The organism is Bacillus sp. ISL-45 (genome assembly GCF_018613195.1).
Classification (GTDB): domain Bacteria; phylum Bacillota; class Bacilli; order Bacillales; family Cytobacillaceae; genus Mesobacillus.
Map to the genome: position 1 here is coordinate 1 of NZ_JAGGQQ010000002.1, position 18,371 is coordinate 18,371.

Below are 18,371 nucleotides of genomic sequence, written 5' to 3' on the forward strand. Positions count from 1 at the left end.
CACAATTATATGGACTTAATCGTCAAGGAGTTATAAGGGCATACGAACGGGATTGGAGAACCGGGCAGAAATCTGCCCGGTTTATTTTTTCATGATATCACGCCAGATCAATAGATGAGGCGACTGATGATTGATATTTTCCATGCTCTGCGGCTTGTCTTTTCCGACCCAGACTCCTGCTGTGTACGGCCCGTTGAAGCCGATGAACCAGAAATCCTTGAAGTCATTTGTCGTTCCGGTCTTGCCGCCGGCACCAGGTCCGGCACCAGCTGCTTTTCTTGCTGTCCCTGAGGCAACAGTCTTTTGCATCAGGCTCCGAACTTTTTCGGCGGTGCTCGGATTCCACACCTGGGCAGGCTCGTCGTTCCATTTATAAAACAATTCCCCATCCGAACCTGTTACCTTCGAGATTGCCCTTGGCTTTAGGAAAAGGCCTTTATTGCTGAAAACGGTATAAGCTGATGTCATTTCAAGCGGGCTGACTCCACTTGTGAATCCGCCAACTGCCGCGGCAAGCACATGATCCTGTGCTGTTACTCTTTCAAATTTAAAGGTTGCCAGGTCACTGAAGGCTTCATCTGCTCCAACCTGCTGTAAAATCCTTACTGCTGGTGTATTGTAGGATTGTATGAATGCTTTCTCAAATGTCACCATCCCATAGTTTGATCCCCCATAGTTCTTTGGGCAATAACCCTTGATGCAAAGTGGGCCGGTGTTGACTTGAGAATCTTTATTTGCATCGAACCTTTCAAAGTAGGGCGCATAAACAAGCAATGGCTTGATCGAAGAGCCTGGCTGGCGAAAAGCCTGGTATGCGCGATTGAAGTCGCCGCCCCGATAATTCTTTCCTCCGGCGACCGCCACAATCTGCCCGGTTTCATGGTTGATCACTGTGGCGGCACCTTGAACAGCTGGTTCTTGGAGATGAGTTTTAACAGCCCGGACTGCCTGTTGTTGCAGACCAATATCCAGATTTGTATGGATGACCACCCCTGAACGAAGCAATTCCTCCATCCTTGCGGTCAGTTCGTCGCTGTTATCGAGATTTTCCTGTTCAGCAATCAATTCCCTCAGCTCGTGTAAAGCATAGGAAGTATAGTCAGGATATGAATTTTTCCGAGAATCGACTTTAAGAATTATTGGTTCCTGCTTTAGCTTTTGTGCTGATTCAGGTTTGATTTTTCCATGTTGTACAAGTAGATTCAGAAGCCGTTCCTGACGTTTTTTCGTCCGCTCGAAGTGCTCAATCGGGTCATAATAGGAAGGATTATTTGGAATCGCAGCAAGGAAAGCTTGTTCCGCCTCGGAAAGGTCCATGGGGGCTTTTTTAAAATAAAAGTCCGCTGCGGCCTTGACTCCATATGCATTGTTGTGAAAATAAATCGCATTCAAATACTGTTCAAGAATCTCTGACTTTGAAAAAGTCTTCTCCAGCTGGTATGCATATAATACTTCACTCAGCTTGCGATTATATGATTTCTGGTGGTTCAGATATTGGTTTCGGGCCAGCTGCTGGGTAATGGTGCTTGCGCCCTGTTCTATGTCGTCTGAATGAATATTGATGGCCAGCGCGCGGCCAATTGCCGGCAAATCAAAACCGGGATGTATTTCAAAATTACGGTCTTCCGAAACAATAAATATCTCTTTAAGAAAATCAGGGATTTCATGCCCTGCAGCATAGTGCCTGTTCATCGGCCGGTAGATCTCGGTAATGACTTCACCATTATTTGCAAGGATCATACTCGTTTGGGAGAGCTTCGTCTTGTTCAAATCGATTTTTTCATCAAGGGTATCATTGATGCTTACAGCATTGCCTGCTTCTGTATAGGTTAAGGTCACAACGGTAACAAAAGCTGGTATTAATAGTAGTATCAAAAGGTAGCCTGTTATAATCCTCACGGTAAATCCTTTCTGCATTCATTTTCATGTCACTCTTCATAATATCGGAACAGACGAGCTGAAATTTACTTTCTTTTTTAGTCAAAAAAAATGCTAAAGTTAAATTGCAGAAAATTTAAAAATTTATTAAAAAACGTGATATAATAGATAAAATAATCGACCGAAAAGCATATACTGGTTACATACAACTACTGGCTTTTCAGAAAGTTGGGGAAGCATGAGCGAAAAAGAAAGGATCACATTATTTATTGATTTTGAGTTTACCATGCCTGACCGGAACAGCAGGAGAAGGGGCTTTTACCCGGAAATCATTGAAGCTGGCGCTGTCCTCGTCGAAAACAGCAAGGTGGTTGAACAATTTTCTTCTTATGTCCGGCCACTGCGTTTTCCGATTTTGACAGATCGCTGCCGTTCATTTCTGAACATCACCCAGGAGCAGGTGAATTCAGGTATTACCTTCAAGGCTTTGGTAGATAAGCTTAGGTCAATGGGGGGAAGCAAGAATTGCCAGATTGTCACCTGGGGCAATATGGATATGAAGGTATTGCTGCAAAATTGCCAGCAGGCGTCTGTTGCTTTTCCGCTGCCAGGTAAGCAGATCGATCTTTCGATGGAATATAAGCGTTTCTTCGGCGACCAGAACCAAACAGGGCTATGGAAGGCAGTGCAGGAGTATGGCAGGGAAGGTACAGGAAAACATCACCGTGCCCTTGATGATGCTTTGACGACCTACCATATTTACAAGCTTGTGGAAAAAGACAAACAATACTTGCAAAGACCAGAACCAGCCACAATCGGGGATATGGTTGACTTTTCCAAACTGCTCAATAAATTCGCATAGAAAAGCCAGATTGGAAAAAACAATCTGGCTTTTTGCGTCTTTTAAAGCCGTTCTCACATTCATTGTTGCTTTTCGTGCATGTACTAGTAACCGCAATATCATGGAGACTTCTGAATAATGATTGCATTTATACCTGTATAAATGCAGTTGAAAACAACAAAATGTTCGAAAAGAGCCTTATTTAAAATAATCTTTTTCCAGAGACTCGAGGTTTCTCAGGCTCTGCTGTGCCCATGGTGAATCGTCGCCTTCGAGTTCACCGCGAAGCTTGGCTGCCGCTTCTTTTAACGATTCAAGGTAATCAGGCATTTCGCCATCGTACGGCTTGACCATTTTTTCTGGGATGTTTGCCTGTTCGCGGTAAGACAGTGCTTTTCTTTCATGAAAAAAGCCAACCGCTGCATCCTTCGGGTTATGGAGATCACCCTGCATTGGATGCTTTGCGACTGCCAATACTCGGACAAGATAGTGCTGTGGCCGGCGTTCCGTGATTTCGCCTATATATTTGCCGGTTTTATAAATGGCGGTTACTCGATCGCCAATGTTCAATTCAGCCATGTGAAAGCCCCTTTCGGAATACAAATTATTTCTTTTATTATAGCAAAAACAAAGGTGCAAAACATTTTGTAATCGTTTAAAGTGTCTATAGGAGGGATACATACAATGACTAAAAAAATATTGGCAGTACTATTTGCAATGATGCTTATTCTCGCTGGATGCGGCACAACAGATGAAAAGCAGGAAGCAGACAAGCAGAATGAGGACGCGACAAATGCTGGACAAGCAGACAAGCAGAAGGAAGACACGACGAATGCTGGACAAGCAGTTGAGGAAGATCTCGATTACCCTCAAGCGACAGCGGAAGTCCAGGAAAATGAAAGGCTTGTGGAAATGGTCACCTCCATGGGAACTGTTAAGATCAAGCTTTTCCCTGAGCAGGCTCCAAAAGCGGTAGAGAATTTTATTAAGCATAGCGAAGAGGGCTACTATGAAGGAGTCACTTTCCACCGCGTCATAGACGGGTTCATGATTCAGGGCGGTGATCCTGATGGAACTGGAATGGGCGGCGAGAGCATCTACGGAGGTCCATTTGAAGATGAATTCTCAAAACAGCTCTTTAACATCCGCGGTGCATTATCAATGGCCAATTCCGGCCCGAACACGAATGGAAGCCAGTTCTTCATCGTCCAAAACAAGGAGCTGGATGCCAGTTTGCAAGAGAAGATGAAGCAGGCAGGTTACCCTGAAGAAGTCCTGAAGATGTATGAAGATGGCGGCACGCCACACCTTGATGGCAGGCACACTGTATTCGGCCAGGTAGTTGAGGGAATGGATGTTGTTGATAAGATTGCCGCTGCGCCAACAGGAGCTCAGGACAAGCCGGAGGAAGATGTCGTCATCGAAAAAATCAATGTACTGAAATAGGAAGTTATTCGCGGTTGGACGAAAATCCAAACCTTGATATAATGTTTGGAGAGCTGATGAAAGGAAGATGAGAATGAGTAAGTGGTTTGTCATCTCATTATTTTTATATTTCCCGGAAGACAAGACAGAATATATCCCGGCCGCGATCACTTCACTCGTTTTCCTGATCGGAGCGATCCTGACGATGAGATACATCATCAAAGTTTCCAAAAAGGAAGCCAAGAAAGCAAAGGAACACGAGCAGTCAATCATGAAACAAATGAATGATACAAAAGAGAACAGCTGATTCATTGGCTGTTCTTTTTTTGTGGGTGAATAATTGGAGAAATGTTGAAGTTTTGAAAAGTGCTGATTTTTACATCCTGTTGATTGTATTGGAAGGCACGTAGACTCATCCGAAAATGCTAACCCATTTCCTTCGTGCATGGGCTGATTCGCGGAAGCTAATCAATGTCCGGCGGGATCAGCTGGCCATGAGACCCCGCAGGAGTTTGCGACGAGGAGGCTCAGCGCCAGCCCCAAGGAAGAATTTGATTTTTGAAAAAGCAGGCAGTTGGGCTTTTTCATAATTCTTCCCAGCGGAAAGCGAAGTGCCTGGAACGAAAATCTTAAGTCTCATTTTGACAGAGCCATAATATAACAAAATTTTTACAAAACAGGTTTAACAACAAAAAACCAGGGTAAAAGTCATGTTTTCATTATTTTACTAAAACGTTATAATACAATTTATATTCTAAAATGAAGTTAGGGGTATAAATTGAAGAACTTACAGATAGAGAAGATTGTCGAAGAAATTCTTGTCCAATCTGGCAGCAGTGTGAAAGTAAAACTTGAAGGTTTTTTTCCGGGCGACCGGTTCGCGGGCGGGAAATATAATTTTGGAACTCATACGATTACTTTATATATCGAAGAGATCAAGGCGCAATGCCTGCAGGTCTTTTCTTCAATGGAACATTTTGAAGATTATCTTGCCGTTGTTTTTGCTCATGAGATTGGGCATGCCGAGGACCGCGAACTTGCGGAGCTGATTCAGCGGATGGAGGAAACCGGCAATGATGTGTTGAAAAAGAGGATTGCCCTCCAGATTGAGATGAATGCCTGGGATTACGCACGCATGATGATTCCGCAAAGGCTGCATCCATTCATGGACACGATCATTGGATATTCATTAGAGCCATATTACGAATCGCTGGAAGTGAGCGCATAAAAAAATGGAGCTATCCCGAATGGGATGGCTCCATTTTTGCTTTCTAGCAGTCTAACTGAATGCCTTCTTCAACCTCTCCAGTCCCTCATTCAAGGTTTCGCGCGGGCAGGCGAGGTTCATCCGGACGAAGCCTTCGCCGCCTTCGCCGTACTTCGTTCCTGGTTCCAGTCCGAGTTTGCCTTTTTCCAGCAGCTGATCCTTGATCTCCTCGTCGCTCAAACCAAGTCCGCGGCAATCGATCCAGAGGAGGTAGGTAGCATCTGCTTTCATCGGTTTTAGTGCTGGCAGGTGTTCGGCAATAAACTCCGTTGCTATCTTCATATTCTCACTTAAATACTCAAGCAGCTGCTCGAGCCATTCTTCACCATCACGGTAGGCAGCTTCCATTCCTGCAATCGCAAAGGCATTCAATGTAAAGAAGCCTTGCTGCTCCTGAACTTTTTTGAATTTTGCCTTCAGCTCCTTGTTCGGGATCAAAGCGGCGGAAGCCTGAAGGCCGGCAAGGTTGAAGGTTTTGCTTGGTGCGACGAAGGTGGTCGTAATCTCCCTGAATTCTTCCTTGATCGATGCGATTGGAATATGGACATTAGGCTTGAACACAAGATCTGAATGGATTTCATCGGAAACAATCAGAACGTCATGCTTTACGCAAAGGTCGCCGATCTTTTCGAGTTCGTCCCTCGTCCAGACTCTGCCCCCGGGATTATGCGGGTTACAGAGAATGAACATTTTCGCTCCATCCTGCAGCTTGGCTTCAAAGTCGGCAAAATCCATTTCGAAACGGCCATTCTCTATCAATAGATTAGATGTAACCAGGGTGCGGTCATTATTTTTGACCATGTTAAAAAATGGCGTATACACTGGGGAGTGAACAAGTACCTTATCACCTTTTTCAGTAAAAGCGCGGATAGCCGTGCTGATTGAAGGGACGACACCTTCGCTGAAAACAATGGATGATTTCTTGAATTCGCAATCATGTCGATTTTTCATCCAATCCTGGATGGCTTCTGTCACTGACATCGGAACAAAGGTATAGCCGAATACCCCGTGTTCGATCCGATCCTTCAGTGCATCGGTGACCGCCTCGGGAGGATGGAAATCCATATCCGCGACCCACATTGGCAGGACATCATCTTTGCCAAAAACCTTATCAATTGCATCCCACTTTACTGAATGCGAATTGTTCCTGTCCACTACCTTGTCAAAATTTATTCTTTCCACTATGTACGCACCGCCTTCTCCTTGAAAAATTTATCCTGCTCTTACTTTATGATAAAATATTTTTAAAAAATAATCAGGTGATTGAATTGGAATCGAAAGAACTTAGCTATAAATTAATTGATGTTTTGAATAAATGGGATCCTTTCAAGGTAGGCGAAGGCCAGTTCGACCCGGAAATCGCCGATATTCTCCAGGCTGTCCATGATTATGACGAAGTCGATAAAATCGCCCGAAGGATCCAGTCCATTTTCGAGTTTTCATTCGAACAGGTCCTGCCGTATGATCAATGCCTGTCAGTCGCAAACACAATGCTTGCGATCAAGAATGAAGATGTTTGCTCTTTATAAAGCTTCCTCAATACGAATAGAAACGGCAGCCATCAGCGGCTGCCGTTTGCTGTTGCTTCAGCTGTTTCCTCTGCTGCTATGAACCTGTTGATCAGTTGATGGACATCTTCCGGGCGTTCCTCGGGGACGAGGTGTCCGGTTTCTTTTAAAATGATGAGCTCTGAATTCTTCAAATCCTTATTCAACTTTCTCCCGATCCGGACGGGAACGACTTTATCGTGTTCTCCCCAGATCAGCAGGCATGGAGCTTCGATTCTCCTTAGCTCTTCGGTTGAAAGGTCACCTTCCCGGTGGCGGATCATCATCGTCAACGCTTTGAAAATATCATCCTCCAGGAATGGAGAGAGATAGCCATACAGCATTTCATCATTGATCATCGAATGGTCATATACAACGTTCTGCAGGTTTTGTTTTACACCAGACCGTGCCAGGTGAAACTTTACGTAAAGATGGAAATACGGGATGTAGCTTGAAAGGACAAGCGGCAGCTTTGCCTTTTTCAAATATCCCGAACTGCAAAGCAAGATTCCTTTTTTCGCATATTCCGGATGATGCAAAAGGATATTCATGGCGATCTGGCCGCCCATTGAATGCCCTGCGACATTAAATTCGCGGACGCCAAGGGATTTCATCAGCTCAACGACTGTCGCGGCCAGGTTCTCATAGGAATATTTGAAGCTGGATATCTTGCCGCTCTTTCCAAATGGGGGAAGGTCCACTGAAATGACGTTATAATCCTCTTTTAGCAGGGGGACCAAGTGCCTGAAGCTGAAAGTAGAGGAAAGAAAACCATGGAGCAGTACCAAAGTTTCCTCTGCGTCAGGATTCTGATAGTGCTCATAGTAAAGGTCGATTCCTCTAACGGTTTTATTCCTGGCGAATTCCAACGGCTTTCACTCCTGACATGATTAGCGAATTAGGCAAGGTATGCCATTTATTTTCCCCGCAAAATGTTACTTCACACAATAAAAACAAAAAAAATATGGACACCAATGCTGGTGCCCATTAAAAAAGGGGGGAATACTAGAAAGCCTTATGGGACTAGGATAGCCAGATTGGCAGAGTAGTATACATTTATTTTTAAAAAAATTTTATGGCTGGGCCTCATTCTCTGCGGGAGACTTTTACGGCAGCCAAAAAATAGAGCAGGCAGAATAACCTGCCTGCTAAGTAGTTTTATGATCATTGCAGGTTACAAGCTGCTTGGTCTTTGGTCGAGTTCTGGCGGTGCAGCGTAATAAACCTCTCCCATTAACTCTGACGCAGGGACATCGAGGGCTGTTGAGATCTTTAGAATCGTCTGCAATTTAGGTGTCTGCTCGCCGCTTTCGTATCTTTGGATCGTCCGCGGACCTACCCTGATTTTTAAAGCGAGCTCCTCCTGGGAGATTCCGACTCGTTCACGGCACATCTTGATATTCTGTCCAATTGCAGTCATCGCTCATCACCTCCAAAAATAAAATATCTCTTACTATAAGTTTATCATTAAATTTTTGAAAATATCGACAATAATGTGAACGTTTTCTTAACTTTAGATTATACCAATCGATTGTAAAAAAACAATGCCAATACCTATTGGTACGATGTAGCGGATGGAGAAATACCAAATGTTGAATAATAAGCGATTGCTTTCAGGGCCATCTTCCAATTCACGTTTGACCACTTTTCGGGGCAGGACATATCCGACGAATATGGCAATGAAGAAAGCCCCCAGCGGCAGGGCGATATTGCTCGTCAGGAAGTCAGCAAGATCGAAGAAGGTTTTTCCGAAAAATTTCACCTCTGATAAAACACCGAAGGAAAGAGCATTCGGAATTCCCGCAGCGAAAACAAGGAGGCCAGCAATCCAGGAAAATTTTTTCCGCTTATTTTTGTCTCCTTTGGATAATACCGCGACGATGATCTCAAGAATTGAAAATGCGGATGTCAATGTCGCGAAAAGCAGCAGAATCAAGAAAACCGTCATGAATAACCCGCCAAATGCCAGTTCATTAAATACGGCTGGCAGTACGACAAAAACGAGTCCGGGTCCTGCTTCAGGTTCTAAACCAAACGCGAATACAGCCGGGAAAATGACAAGGCCGGCGAGCAGCGATATGAGAATATTCAACCCGACTACTGAAAACGCGGATTTTGCCAGGCTTTCCCCCTTGGGCAAATAAGAAGCATAAGTCACCATTACGGAAAGTCCGACACTTAAAGCAAAAAAGGACTGCCCCAGTGCCATCAAAATGGTTTGTCCAGTTACTGCGGACCAATCAGGCTTCAGGAAAAACTCTACCCCAGCCATCGCTCCATCCAGTGTTAAAGACCTGATTACCAGGATGATAAAAAGGATGAACAGAGCGGGCATCATGTATTTGCTCGCTTTTTCAATGCCCTGCTGGACGCCGCCCTGCACGACCCAGATGGTCAGGACAAGGAATAAAAGCTGAACAGCAACAGCTTCAACAGGATTGGATATGATGCTTTCGAATGCTGTGCCGTATTCCGCCTGGGTCAAGCCTGAAAGTGATCCGGTTAGGCTCCGCGCCAAATAGGAAAGGATCCACCCGCCAACTACACTGTAGAAAGACAGGATCAGGAAGGACGCAATGACACCGCCATACCCAAGCAAAGGCCATGCGCTTTTCGGCGCCAGGTGTTTATAAGACATAACGGCGTCCTTTTGGGTGCTCCGGCCAATGATGAATTCAGCCAGCAAGATAGGTGCGCCTATAAAAATAGTCATCAGCAAGAAGAAGACCAGAAAGATGCCTCCTCCATTTGTTCCTGCCATATAGGGGAATTTCCAAATCGCCCCGAGTCCAATGGCCGATCCCGCTGCAGCCAGGATGAACCCAAGCTTTGAAGTCCATTGTTCGTGTTTGTTCATACGAAAACTCCTTTTTAAAAAGTCTGAATATTTATATTTTCTGACAAAATGAAAAAATACCTTTTCATGTTACTATTTTTTCAGGAAAAAGCATAGCATTTTCGGGCTTTAAACAATTATTAAGCAATTTGTTATTTTTTTGAAACAAAAGGCAAAATCCGCCGTTTTATAGATAAAGTGATTTTCGCTTTTAGGCAACGGAAACGCAAGCGGCCGCAGCTGTCTCCGTTAAAATCGAAAAAGATAGGTAATCAGTTTGGGGGATCCAAAATGAACGATGATGAATTAGTGTTCCGGGCCCGGAATGGGAATATGCAGGCTTTCGCAGAGTTGATCGATATCCATACTCCAACCGTCAAGCGCTTTGCCTTCCAGCTTGGGAACAAATATGACGACATAGATGATATCACCCAGGAAGTGTTCGTCAGGGTTTACCGCTTCCTCGACCAATTTTCACATACAAAATTCACGACCTGGCTCTATAAAATCACCCTGAATGTCACGAGGGATTTTGCGCGCAGTAAACAAAGGCAAATTAAAAAGGTGCTGAAGATCGGCAAGGAACGCTCATACAACGGGAAGACAGCAGAAGAAAGCATCCTGCGATATGAAGAAGACAGGACACTGCATGAGTGCATCCAGAAACTTGATGAAAAATATCGCATCCCGATTGTCCTCTTTTACTTTCACGAAAAAAGCTATGACGAAATAGCAGAGATTACCGGTGCATCATTGGCAAATGTAAAGACACGGATGTCAAGAGGGAAAGAACACTTGAAAAAACTGCTCACTCTAGCCGAAAAGAAGGAGGGTGCAAACCATGGATGATCAGTTATTGGAAAAGCGTCTGGGGAATTTGAAAAAAGCATACGATGACATGCCGGGAGAAGAGAATCGTTCATCAATCCTTGCGGCAATCAAGAAAGACCAAAAGAAGCAGAAACAAAATAAATGGTTTCACCTGCCGTACGCCGCAAGCTTTATTGGGGTGGGGATGATTGCAGGGGTCTTGATGATGCAATATATTGGAGACCATGCACCTTCTGAAGAGAAAGTAGAAAAGCACCAGGCAACATCCGGTGAAAATCGTTCCGGTGAGCTGGAAAAAGCGGATGTCAAAGCCGTGTTTGTGGATTTACAGGAATATTATCAGAAGAGGGAGCTGGAAACTAAAGAAAAGCTGGGCTTCTTATCTGGGTTTGAAAATTATTTATACCGAGATATTCCAATGGAACTCAATGATGCGGAAGCAGCTTTTCTGTCAAATCTGGAAGCCTATGAAGAAAGTGATTTAGAGGATACCAGGGAAAAATTAACTAGTGACATTGATCAGGCATTCACCATGCCATCAGAGATTATTGACAAGCTTCTAAAAGAAGAAAATGACGAAATTTCATTAGATGGTCCTGAGTATAATCTCCTTAATCAACTGGAGTCTTTTTTGGGGGCCTATTATCTTTCAATGACATTTTATGAAGATGATATAAATAAAGCCATTGAGAAAGAAAATGTCGCCGAGGTTATCAAAAAGATGAATGCTGGGGGAGAAGGTATTTCTTCCAATGATTTGAAAGAGATGTCATCAAGAGCTGTTGAAAATGGGTATGCTTTTAGGGAAGAAGAGGGCAGGATTATTCCTTATGTGAACTTTATCGGCATTGCAGACCGGCTTCGCGGAGCGGCGAATGAAGATTTTATAAGGTATTTGGAACTTAGGAGCAACAGAGTTCAGGATCGAAAGGGTGAGGTGATTTCCTTTGAGAGCCTGGCAGATTTACTGGTAAAGCTGGAAAAAACGATAGCAACAGTGAAAGATGCGACCATCGAAGAAACAATGCGGATTGACGTCCGGAACCTTTTTGGCCTCTTTGTTGTCAGTTCACATATTTTTGACCAAAATAACGAGTTGAAAGATGAAGCGAAGAAAGCATACTTGTATTTGATTAAAACCTATCCTGAAACCGACACAGCTTCAGCGGTGCAAAATATGTACAAAAAGATGGAAAGTAACAACTTTCAAAAGCCGGCTGTTTTCGAGAAGCTGGATTTTCCAAGGTATATGGAGATTCCGCCCCATTTAAAGCAGGAAGACGTAATTGATAGAAAAGTGCTCCCGATCTCAGGTTCCCTGCTTTCGAGCTATAAGGAATTCGCGGCCAATAAAGATTCCAATATCCTCAAACAATATGGCCCATTTGAAATCATGCAGCTATATTTCCATGCCGATCAGGCAGGTGATTTCGAAACCAAGTACGCACTATACAGCAAGGATGGCGGCCAGCCTCCAGAAGAACAATATATACAAGAAATGAAGGAAGCGACAATGGCGGCAAGCAAAGTGTTGAAGGGCTATGAGTTTGCTTCCCTTTACCATCCGGATGATGATCCGGAAAAAGTGATTGGAATCCAGCTTCATTTCAATGACCGCCCTGATGCTCCAATCTTCCAAATGGTCCAGGAAGACGGCTTTTGGAAAGTACAGTATTTGCCATTTCAATAAGTTCTGTTGGAAGCACTCCCAAAGAATTATCTTATTCCTTTTGATAAATGCTACAGAATATGATATAATTTTTAATTGCGTATTAATGGGATAAAATAAAACAATATTTAGGAGTGTTTCCATGTCAGAAAATATTCAAGTAGGCAGCGTTTTAACAGGTAAAGTAACAGGAATCCAGCCATACGGCGCTTTCGTAGCATTAGATGAAAATACACAAGGTCTAGTGCATATTTCAGAAATCACACACGGTTATGTTAAGGATGTTAACGAGCACCTTTCTGTTGGCGATGAAGTGAAAGTGAAAGTTTTGTCAATTGATGAAGCTGCTGGAAAAATTGGCTTATCAATCCGTGCTACTGAAGAAGCACCAGAACAACCACAACGCGCTAAGAAGCCGCGCGGTGCCAAGCGTCCAGCTGCAGTAGTCCAGCACCAGGATGACTCAGCTCAAGGCTTCAACACTTTGAAGGATAAGCTTCAAGAGTGGATCAACCAGTCAGATATGGCTAAGAAATAAGCTTAACAGCGGAAAACCGGACAATTGTCCGGTTTTTTTTACGGAGAAATTCCCTGTTCGGGCTGCAAGGGGTAATTTTTTCGTTATGTGACTGGTAAAATGCCTCGTTTTGCTGTTGGTAAAAGCCACGGTTGGCAGCTGGAAAAATTATTCTCTTAATGATTGCTGATAATCTCCCAAACCGAAGTCCTAATCTCCTGGATGATCGCTATAATTGCCCGAAAAGTTCCTGTAATTAATCCAAAATAGATAATAATCGTGCCGTCTTCCTATTATTGGAATTTTCTAGCATGCCAGGCGGGTTGACCCTGGTCGACTTCGGACAAGATCCACTCGATATTACAAAAAGCTGTCCGAACTTGGTGTGACATCGGACAAGATCCACTCGGTATTACAAAAAGCTGTCCGAACTTGGTGTGACTTCGGACAGGATTCAAGAGCAACTACGAAAAGCTGTCCGAACTTGGTGTGACTCCGGACAGGAATCAAGCGCAACTACAAAAAGCTGTCCGAACTTGGTGTGACTTCGGACAGGAATTAAGCACAATCGCGAAAAGCTTGCCCAGACTCAGTGCCACATCTCAATAAAAGAAATCAAAATTCGTCTGTCTTTCTCTTTTAGGGGGTTAAAATGAAAGAGCTTACAGGTTACAATATGATTGTCTAACCAATTTTTCATTGGAACGGAGGAAGATTTATGACGACAACAAAAACTAGCTCGCTGATCGAGCAGACTCAAAAGTATGGTGCGAATAACTATCATCCGCTGCCAATCGTGATTTCGAAGGCAGAGGGAGTTTGGGTAGAGGATCCTGAAGGCAACAAATACATGGACATGCTGAGCGCGTATTCGGCTGTCAATCAGGGGCATCGCCATCCTAAGGTCATCCAGGCACTTAAAGACCAGGCTGATCGCGTGACTCTTACTTCAAGAGCTTTTCACAATGACCAGCTTGGACCATGGTATGAAAAGATTTGCAAGTTAACGAACAAAGAAATGGCATTGCCGATGAACACTGGTGCGGAAGCGGTTGAAACGGCTATTAAAGCAGCTCGCCGCTGGGCTTATGATGTAAAAGGCGTTGCGGATAACCAGGCTGAAGTGATCGCTTGTATCGGCAACTTCCATGGCCGCACAATGACGGCGGTCTCATTATCATCTGAAGAAGAATACAAACGAGGTTTCGGGCCGATGCTTCCGGGGATCAAACTGATTCCTTACGGAGACCTTGACGCACTTAAAGAAGCAATTACTCCTAACACAGCTGCCTTCCTGATTGAACCGATTCAGGGTGAAGCGGGAATTGTCATTCCGCCAGAAGGCTTCATGAAAGCTGCGTTCGATGTATGTAAAGAAAACAATGTCCTTTTCATTGCTGATGAGATCCAAGCCGGTCTTGCCAGGTCAGGAAAAATGTTCGCATGTGAATGGGAGGACATTGAGCCTGATATGTACATTCTTGGAAAAGCGCTTGGCGGTGGGGTTTTCCCAATTTCATGCGTCGTAGCCGACAATGATGTACTGGGAGTATTCAACCCTGGTTCCCACGGGTCTACTTTTGGCGGCAATCCGATGGCCTGCGCTGTTTCCATCGCGTCTTTGGATGTATTGATTGATGAGAAGCTTGCCGACCGCTCTCTGGAACTTGGTGAATATTTCATCAGCAAACTGCGTGAAATCGACAATTCCATCATCAAGGATATCCGCGGCCGCGGCCTGTTCATTGGCGTCGAGCTGTCCGAACCAGCACGAAAGTATTGTGAAGAATTAAAAGAAGAAGGCTTGCTCTGCAAAGAAACGCATGATACGGTCATCCGTTTTGCTCCGCCGCTTGTCATCAGCCAGGAAGAACTGGACTGGGCAATCGAAAGAATTAAAAAAGTATTATCATAAACATGTAAAAACCCGCCTTAATAGGGCGGGTTTTTCATTTTTGGCCAATTCAGGCGCATTTTTAGTTACCGAGTAGCTCGTGGTTCTGCTGCTTGCTCTTCTCTTTCGCTTGGTGCAAAAAGAAGACCGATGTTTATTAAACCAGCAATACCAACCAGACCATAGATGATGCGGGACAATACTGAATCCTGTCCGCCGAAAATAGCTGCAACAAGGTCAAATTGGAAGAATCCTACTAAGCCCCAGTTAATGGCCCCAATAATGGTAAGTACAAGTGCTGCACGTTGAATACCGCTCATGGATGTTTCCTCCTTAAAAATAAATTTGTTCTTTTATAGATTGTTTCAGCATGAAATGAATTATTCATCCGCCCTATATTTATTAGCTACCCTTTTGAAAAAGGTTGTAACTTTTTTCAGCACATTGGAGCACATTAAGAGGTGTATTTTTTGCAATGCTTTTTGAAAAAGAACATAATAATTCCTAGAGGAAGGTGATTTAAATGGATAACTTTACTTTTTACAATCCAACGAAACTGATATTTGGCAAAGACCAGCTTGAACAACTGAAAAATGAAGTCCCTCAGTATGGCAAGAAGGTGCTTCTTGTATATGGAGGCGGCAGCATCAAGCGCAATGGTCTTTATGATTCTGTCATGGACACTCTGAATGAAATTGGCGCGGAAGTATTCGAGCTTCCTGGTGTAGAACCTAATCCCCGTCTCTCGACTGTCCATAAAGGCGTGAAAATCTGCAAAGAAGAAGGCATTGAATTCCTGTTGGCAGTAGGCGGCGGCAGCGTTATTGACTGCACGAAGGCCATTGCTGCAGGGGCAAAATATGAAGGCGATGCCTGGGACCTGGTCACCAAGAAAGCTTTGGCTGCAGAAGCTCTTCCATTTGGTACGGTCCTCACTTTGGCAGCCACAGGCTCGGAAATGAATGCAGGTTCTGTCATCACCAACTGGGAAACGAATGAAAAGTATGGCTGGGGAAGCCCGGTCACATTCCCGAAATTCTCCATCCTTGATCCTGTGAACACTTTTACCGTTCCGAAGGATCAGACGATTTATGGAATTGTTGACATGATGTCACATGTATTGGAGCATTATTTCCATCTGACCGAAAATACCGAATTCCAGGACCGCATGTGCGAATCCTTGCTTTTGACAGTCATGGAAACAGCTCCGAAGCTGCTTGAGGACCTGGAGAACTATGAATACCGCGCAACCATCCTTTATTCAGGAACGATGGCTTTGAATGGAATCCTAAACATGGGTTACCGCGGCGATTGGGCGACACATAATATCGAACACGCCGTCTCGGCAGTATATGATATCCCTCACGGAGGCGGGCTTGCCATCCTGTTCCCGAACTGGATGAAGCATAATCTTAAGGTAAAACCAGAACGGTTCAAGAAAATGGCTGTCAGGGTCTTCGGCGTGAACCCAGAAGGCAAGACTGACGAAGAAGCTGGCTTGGAAGGAATCGAAAAGCTGCGTGAATTCTGGAACAGCATCGGTGCACCGTCACGCCTTGCTGATTATGATATAGATGACAGCAAGCTGGAATTGATGGCGGATAAAGCCATGGCGAACGGTGAATTTGGCAACTTTGCGAAAATGAATAAAGACGACGTACAAGAAATTTATCGTATGTCATTATAAAAATCTAAAGGACCCGGGAGTATTTCCTGGGTCCTTTGTCTTTTGTATGGGTAAAAAAACTTATGTGAATTTTTTAAAATAACCATCGATACACTGAAAACATCCTTTTTTACGGGTAAAAAAAGAAGCTGAAGAAAAATTTACCAATATTTTTTCTGGGACTAAATGTTTAAGTAACTGGGTAACTGTGGTAAGTCTCTAAATGTAAGACAATGGCGCAGTAGGAACAATTTACATAAGCACAATCAACATCATCATGCTCAGGGCAAACCTGTTGAAAGACAGGGACGCAAAACAAGGAGTCTAAGGCTGCCACATTCAGCTAAGATTGTCCTAGTTGCCATGGATAGAGGAATTCATGCTGTTGTTTTGTCGAGAAAAAGAGAATGAATACTTGTAAAAGGAGGGAAAATGCCTTTTGTAAATAACTGAAAATTCAGTTTATTTATCATGCTTGATTTTAAATAAAGGCTGTTTTCGTATTGACTGTTGTTGTAGTCCTTACACCCGCATCCTTAAAGGTATCGGGGCTCTTTTCAGAAAAACTTCTGGACTAGATTTACATTAGGACTCGTAAAAACCCAGGTGCCGGGTTTTACTTTCATCGTGAAAGCAACAAAATTTACGAAAAGAGCCTAAATAAAAGGAGTAGAAATTATGAAAATGAAAAAACGTTTATCTTTTTTAATCGCAATCATGTTTTTGTTTACGATCACTTTCCCGGTTACAGGTGCATTTGCTGCCGAAAATAATGAGCAAGAAGCAGAATTTAAAGAAAATAGTAAACAAGGTGAACAGATCCAAAAAAGTAATGAATCAGCTGAAATGTCCCAAAAGGGAACGTCCGGTGGTGATGTAAAAGCAGCGTCTACGGAAAATGACCTTGAAAATAAGAAGAATTCCGACTCTGAGACAATTGGACAAACTAAAAATAACTCAGAACAAGAAACAAACAATCCTGATGAATCTGAGACCAGTGCAAATCAGGAAGATAATCAGGAAAAAAATACAGAAGGAAATAATGGCCAAGAAGAAAATAATGCTTCAGAAGAAAACAATGGCCAAGAAGAAAATACGCCGGCAGATAGCGAAAATGAGTCGACACCAGCTGAGGATGGAACCGTGCCAGGCGATGATAATAAAAGCACCCAGATTCACCTGCACATCGATCAGTGTGTCAATCCTGTTGAAACGGCCTATGTCCAGGTTAGCGGCGTGTGGGAGGAAATGACGAATCCAGGTTCTTCTCCTTTATTTAAAGCGTTTGATGAAGGGGAGTTCATTAAAGATGATGTTACGGCATTCAAGCTGATTTTTACAACAGGTGAAGAGCTGGTTGTCCCGATCAGTGATGTAAGAGTGGGAGTCGAAGCGGAAGGCTCTGTTAATTATTGGCTGGATGACTGTGGAATTCCTGCAGAAGAGCCATCTGAACCGGATGAGAAGATGACACTACTATCTATGATAAAAATTATGATTGATGAGAATACAAGTCACATTGAAAAAGTGACACTGCTAATGATGAGCGGGGAGAGAGTTGAGTTTGAAAGGATCAATGAACTTTTCAGTCTCACTCTGACGGAAGAAATCCAACTGGAATTGATTCGTGGCATTGAGATTACTGGCAACGGTGAGACAAAGCTGATTTTGCTTTCAGAAATCGAGTCTCTGGAAATTGTGGAAAGTGTCCTTACACTTCAAGTGAACTGGGAGATGGATGGTGAAATAGTCGAGGAAGAAACAGAAGAGGAAAGTGAGACCACAGCACCTGGCAATAATTCAGGTTCTGGAAATACATCTGATGGCACAACAAATGAACAAGTATGGAACGGTGAGGTCCTTCCTCAAACTGGTGAAAGCAGCAGGACGATGTTCTATGTACTGGGCTTCCTGATTGCGGCAGGAGGAGTCATGCTAAGGTTCAGGAATCCATTGAAGAACTAAACTCGAGTTGGAGGGGAAATGATTCCCCTCTTTAT

Annotated in this window: 18 protein-coding genes and 1 riboswitch; of the genes, 11 read left to right on the forward strand and 7 right to left on the reverse strand. The window is 43.8% G+C overall.

Going from position 1 to position 18,371, the window contains the following annotated elements; genetic code table 11:
- Positions 1-81: 81 nt before the first annotated feature.
- Positions 82-1,917 (reverse strand): transglycosylase domain-containing protein, encoded by a 1,836-nt coding sequence (locus tag J7E35_RS01215; protein WP_251040701.1) that lies wholly within the window; start codon positions 1,915-1,917, stop codon positions 82-84.
- A gap of 199 nt (positions 1,918-2,116) precedes the next feature.
- Between J7E35_RS01215 and kapD the strand changes: the two genes are divergently transcribed.
- Positions 2,117-2,740, forward strand: a complete 624-nt coding sequence (gene kapD / locus J7E35_RS01220; protein ID WP_214776402.1) for a 3'-5' exonuclease KapD — start codon at positions 2,117-2,119, stop codon at positions 2,738-2,740.
- A 177-nt stretch (positions 2,741-2,917) separates the two neighbouring features.
- Here the strand turns inward: kapD and kapB are convergent, their stop codons facing one another.
- Entirely contained in the window at positions 2,918-3,298 is a 381-nt protein-coding gene (gene kapB, locus J7E35_RS01225; RefSeq protein WP_214776403.1) for a kinase-associated lipoprotein KapB, read from the reverse strand.
- A gap of 105 nt (positions 3,299-3,403) precedes the next feature.
- Here kapB and J7E35_RS01230 point away from each other — a divergent pair, with 105 nt between their 5' ends.
- From J7E35_RS01230 to J7E35_RS01240, 3 genes are all read left to right on the forward strand, one after another.
- Complete coding sequence (locus J7E35_RS01230) at positions 3,404-4,165, forward strand: peptidylprolyl isomerase (protein ID WP_214776404.1); 762 nt, start codon at positions 3,404-3,406, stop codon at positions 4,163-4,165.
- A 73-nt stretch (positions 4,166-4,238) separates the two neighbouring features.
- Entirely contained in the window at positions 4,239-4,451 is a 213-nt protein-coding gene (locus J7E35_RS01235; protein ID WP_214776405.1) for a hypothetical protein, read from the forward strand.
- 471 nt (positions 4,452-4,922) lie between these two features.
- Positions 4,923-5,372 (forward strand): hypothetical protein, encoded by a 450-nt coding sequence (locus J7E35_RS01240; RefSeq protein WP_214776406.1) that lies wholly within the window; start codon positions 4,923-4,925, stop codon positions 5,370-5,372.
- Between the two features lie 51 nt (positions 5,373-5,423).
- Here J7E35_RS01240 and J7E35_RS01245 read toward each other — a convergent pair whose 3' ends face one another.
- The gene (locus J7E35_RS01245) at positions 5,424-6,593 is read right to left on the reverse strand and encodes a MalY/PatB family protein (protein ID WP_353050002.1); all 1,170 of its coding nucleotides are present in this window, start codon (positions 6,591-6,593) and stop codon (positions 5,424-5,426) included.
- Positions 6,594-6,679: 86 nt separating this feature from the next.
- Here J7E35_RS01245 and J7E35_RS01250 point away from each other — a divergent pair, with 86 nt between their 5' ends.
- Positions 6,680-6,940, forward strand: a complete 261-nt coding sequence (locus tag J7E35_RS01250) for a DUF1871 family protein (protein WP_214776407.1) — start codon at positions 6,680-6,682, stop codon at positions 6,938-6,940.
- Between the two features lie 32 nt (positions 6,941-6,972).
- Here J7E35_RS01250 and J7E35_RS01255 read toward each other — a convergent pair whose 3' ends face one another.
- The 3 genes from J7E35_RS01255 to J7E35_RS01265 form a co-directional block, all read right to left on the reverse strand.
- Positions 6,973-7,827: an alpha/beta fold hydrolase gene (locus J7E35_RS01255; RefSeq protein WP_214776408.1), complete on the reverse strand. Its 855-nt coding sequence runs from the start codon at positions 7,825-7,827 to the stop codon at positions 6,973-6,975.
- 305 nt (positions 7,828-8,132) lie between these two features.
- Positions 8,133-8,378 carry a helix-turn-helix domain-containing protein gene (locus J7E35_RS01260; protein ID WP_214776409.1) on the reverse strand — a complete coding sequence of 82 codons (246 nt, stop codon included), beginning with the start codon at positions 8,376-8,378 and terminating at the stop codon, positions 8,133-8,135.
- Between the two features lie 93 nt (positions 8,379-8,471).
- The gene (locus J7E35_RS01265; RefSeq protein WP_214776410.1) at positions 8,472-9,815 is read right to left on the reverse strand and encodes a sodium-dependent transporter; all 1,344 of its coding nucleotides are present in this window, start codon (positions 9,813-9,815) and stop codon (positions 8,472-8,474) included.
- A 270-nt stretch (positions 9,816-10,085) separates the two neighbouring features.
- Between J7E35_RS01265 and J7E35_RS01270 the strand changes: the two genes are divergently transcribed.
- The 4 genes from J7E35_RS01270 (at position 10,086) to J7E35_RS01285 (ending at position 14,726) form a co-directional block, all read left to right on the forward strand.
- Positions 10,086-10,643, forward strand: coding sequence for an RNA polymerase sigma factor (locus J7E35_RS01270; RefSeq protein ID WP_214776411.1), 558 nt, complete (start codon positions 10,086-10,088; stop codon positions 10,641-10,643).
- Positions 10,636-12,315 (forward strand): hypothetical protein, encoded by a 1,680-nt coding sequence (locus J7E35_RS01275; RefSeq protein WP_214776412.1) that lies wholly within the window; start codon positions 10,636-10,638, stop codon positions 12,313-12,315. Before J7E35_RS01270 ends, J7E35_RS01275 begins: the two co-directional genes overlap by 8 nt.
- A gap of 121 nt (positions 12,316-12,436) precedes the next feature.
- Complete coding sequence (yugI, locus tag J7E35_RS01280) at positions 12,437-12,832, forward strand: S1 domain-containing post-transcriptional regulator GSP13 (protein WP_214776413.1); 396 nt, start codon at positions 12,437-12,439, stop codon at positions 12,830-12,832.
- 697 nt (positions 12,833-13,529) lie between these two features.
- A complete protein-coding gene (locus tag J7E35_RS01285) occupies positions 13,530-14,726 on the forward strand; it encodes an ornithine--oxo-acid transaminase (RefSeq protein WP_214776414.1) in 1,197 nt (398 codons plus the stop codon).
- Positions 14,727-14,791: 65 nt separating this feature from the next.
- On the opposite strand, the gene J7E35_RS01290 is transcribed toward J7E35_RS01285, so the two are convergent.
- Positions 14,792-15,025, reverse strand: coding sequence for a DUF378 domain-containing protein (locus J7E35_RS01290; protein ID WP_214776415.1), 234 nt, complete (start codon positions 15,023-15,025; stop codon positions 14,792-14,794).
- 203 nt (positions 15,026-15,228) lie between these two features.
- Here J7E35_RS01290 and J7E35_RS01295 point away from each other — a divergent pair, with 203 nt between their 5' ends.
- Positions 15,229-16,392 (forward strand): iron-containing alcohol dehydrogenase, encoded by a 1,164-nt coding sequence (locus J7E35_RS01295; RefSeq protein WP_214776416.1) that lies wholly within the window; start codon positions 15,229-15,231, stop codon positions 16,390-16,392.
- Between the two features lie 254 nt (positions 16,393-16,646).
- Positions 16,647-16,737, forward strand: a riboswitch (cyclic di-GMP riboswitch).
- A gap of 312 nt (positions 16,738-17,049) precedes the next feature.
- On the forward strand, positions 17,050-18,336 hold the full coding sequence (locus J7E35_RS01300; protein WP_214776417.1) for an LPXTG cell wall anchor domain-containing protein: 1,287 nt from the start codon (positions 17,050-17,052) through the stop codon (positions 18,334-18,336).
- Positions 18,337-18,371 lie beyond the last annotated feature (35 nt).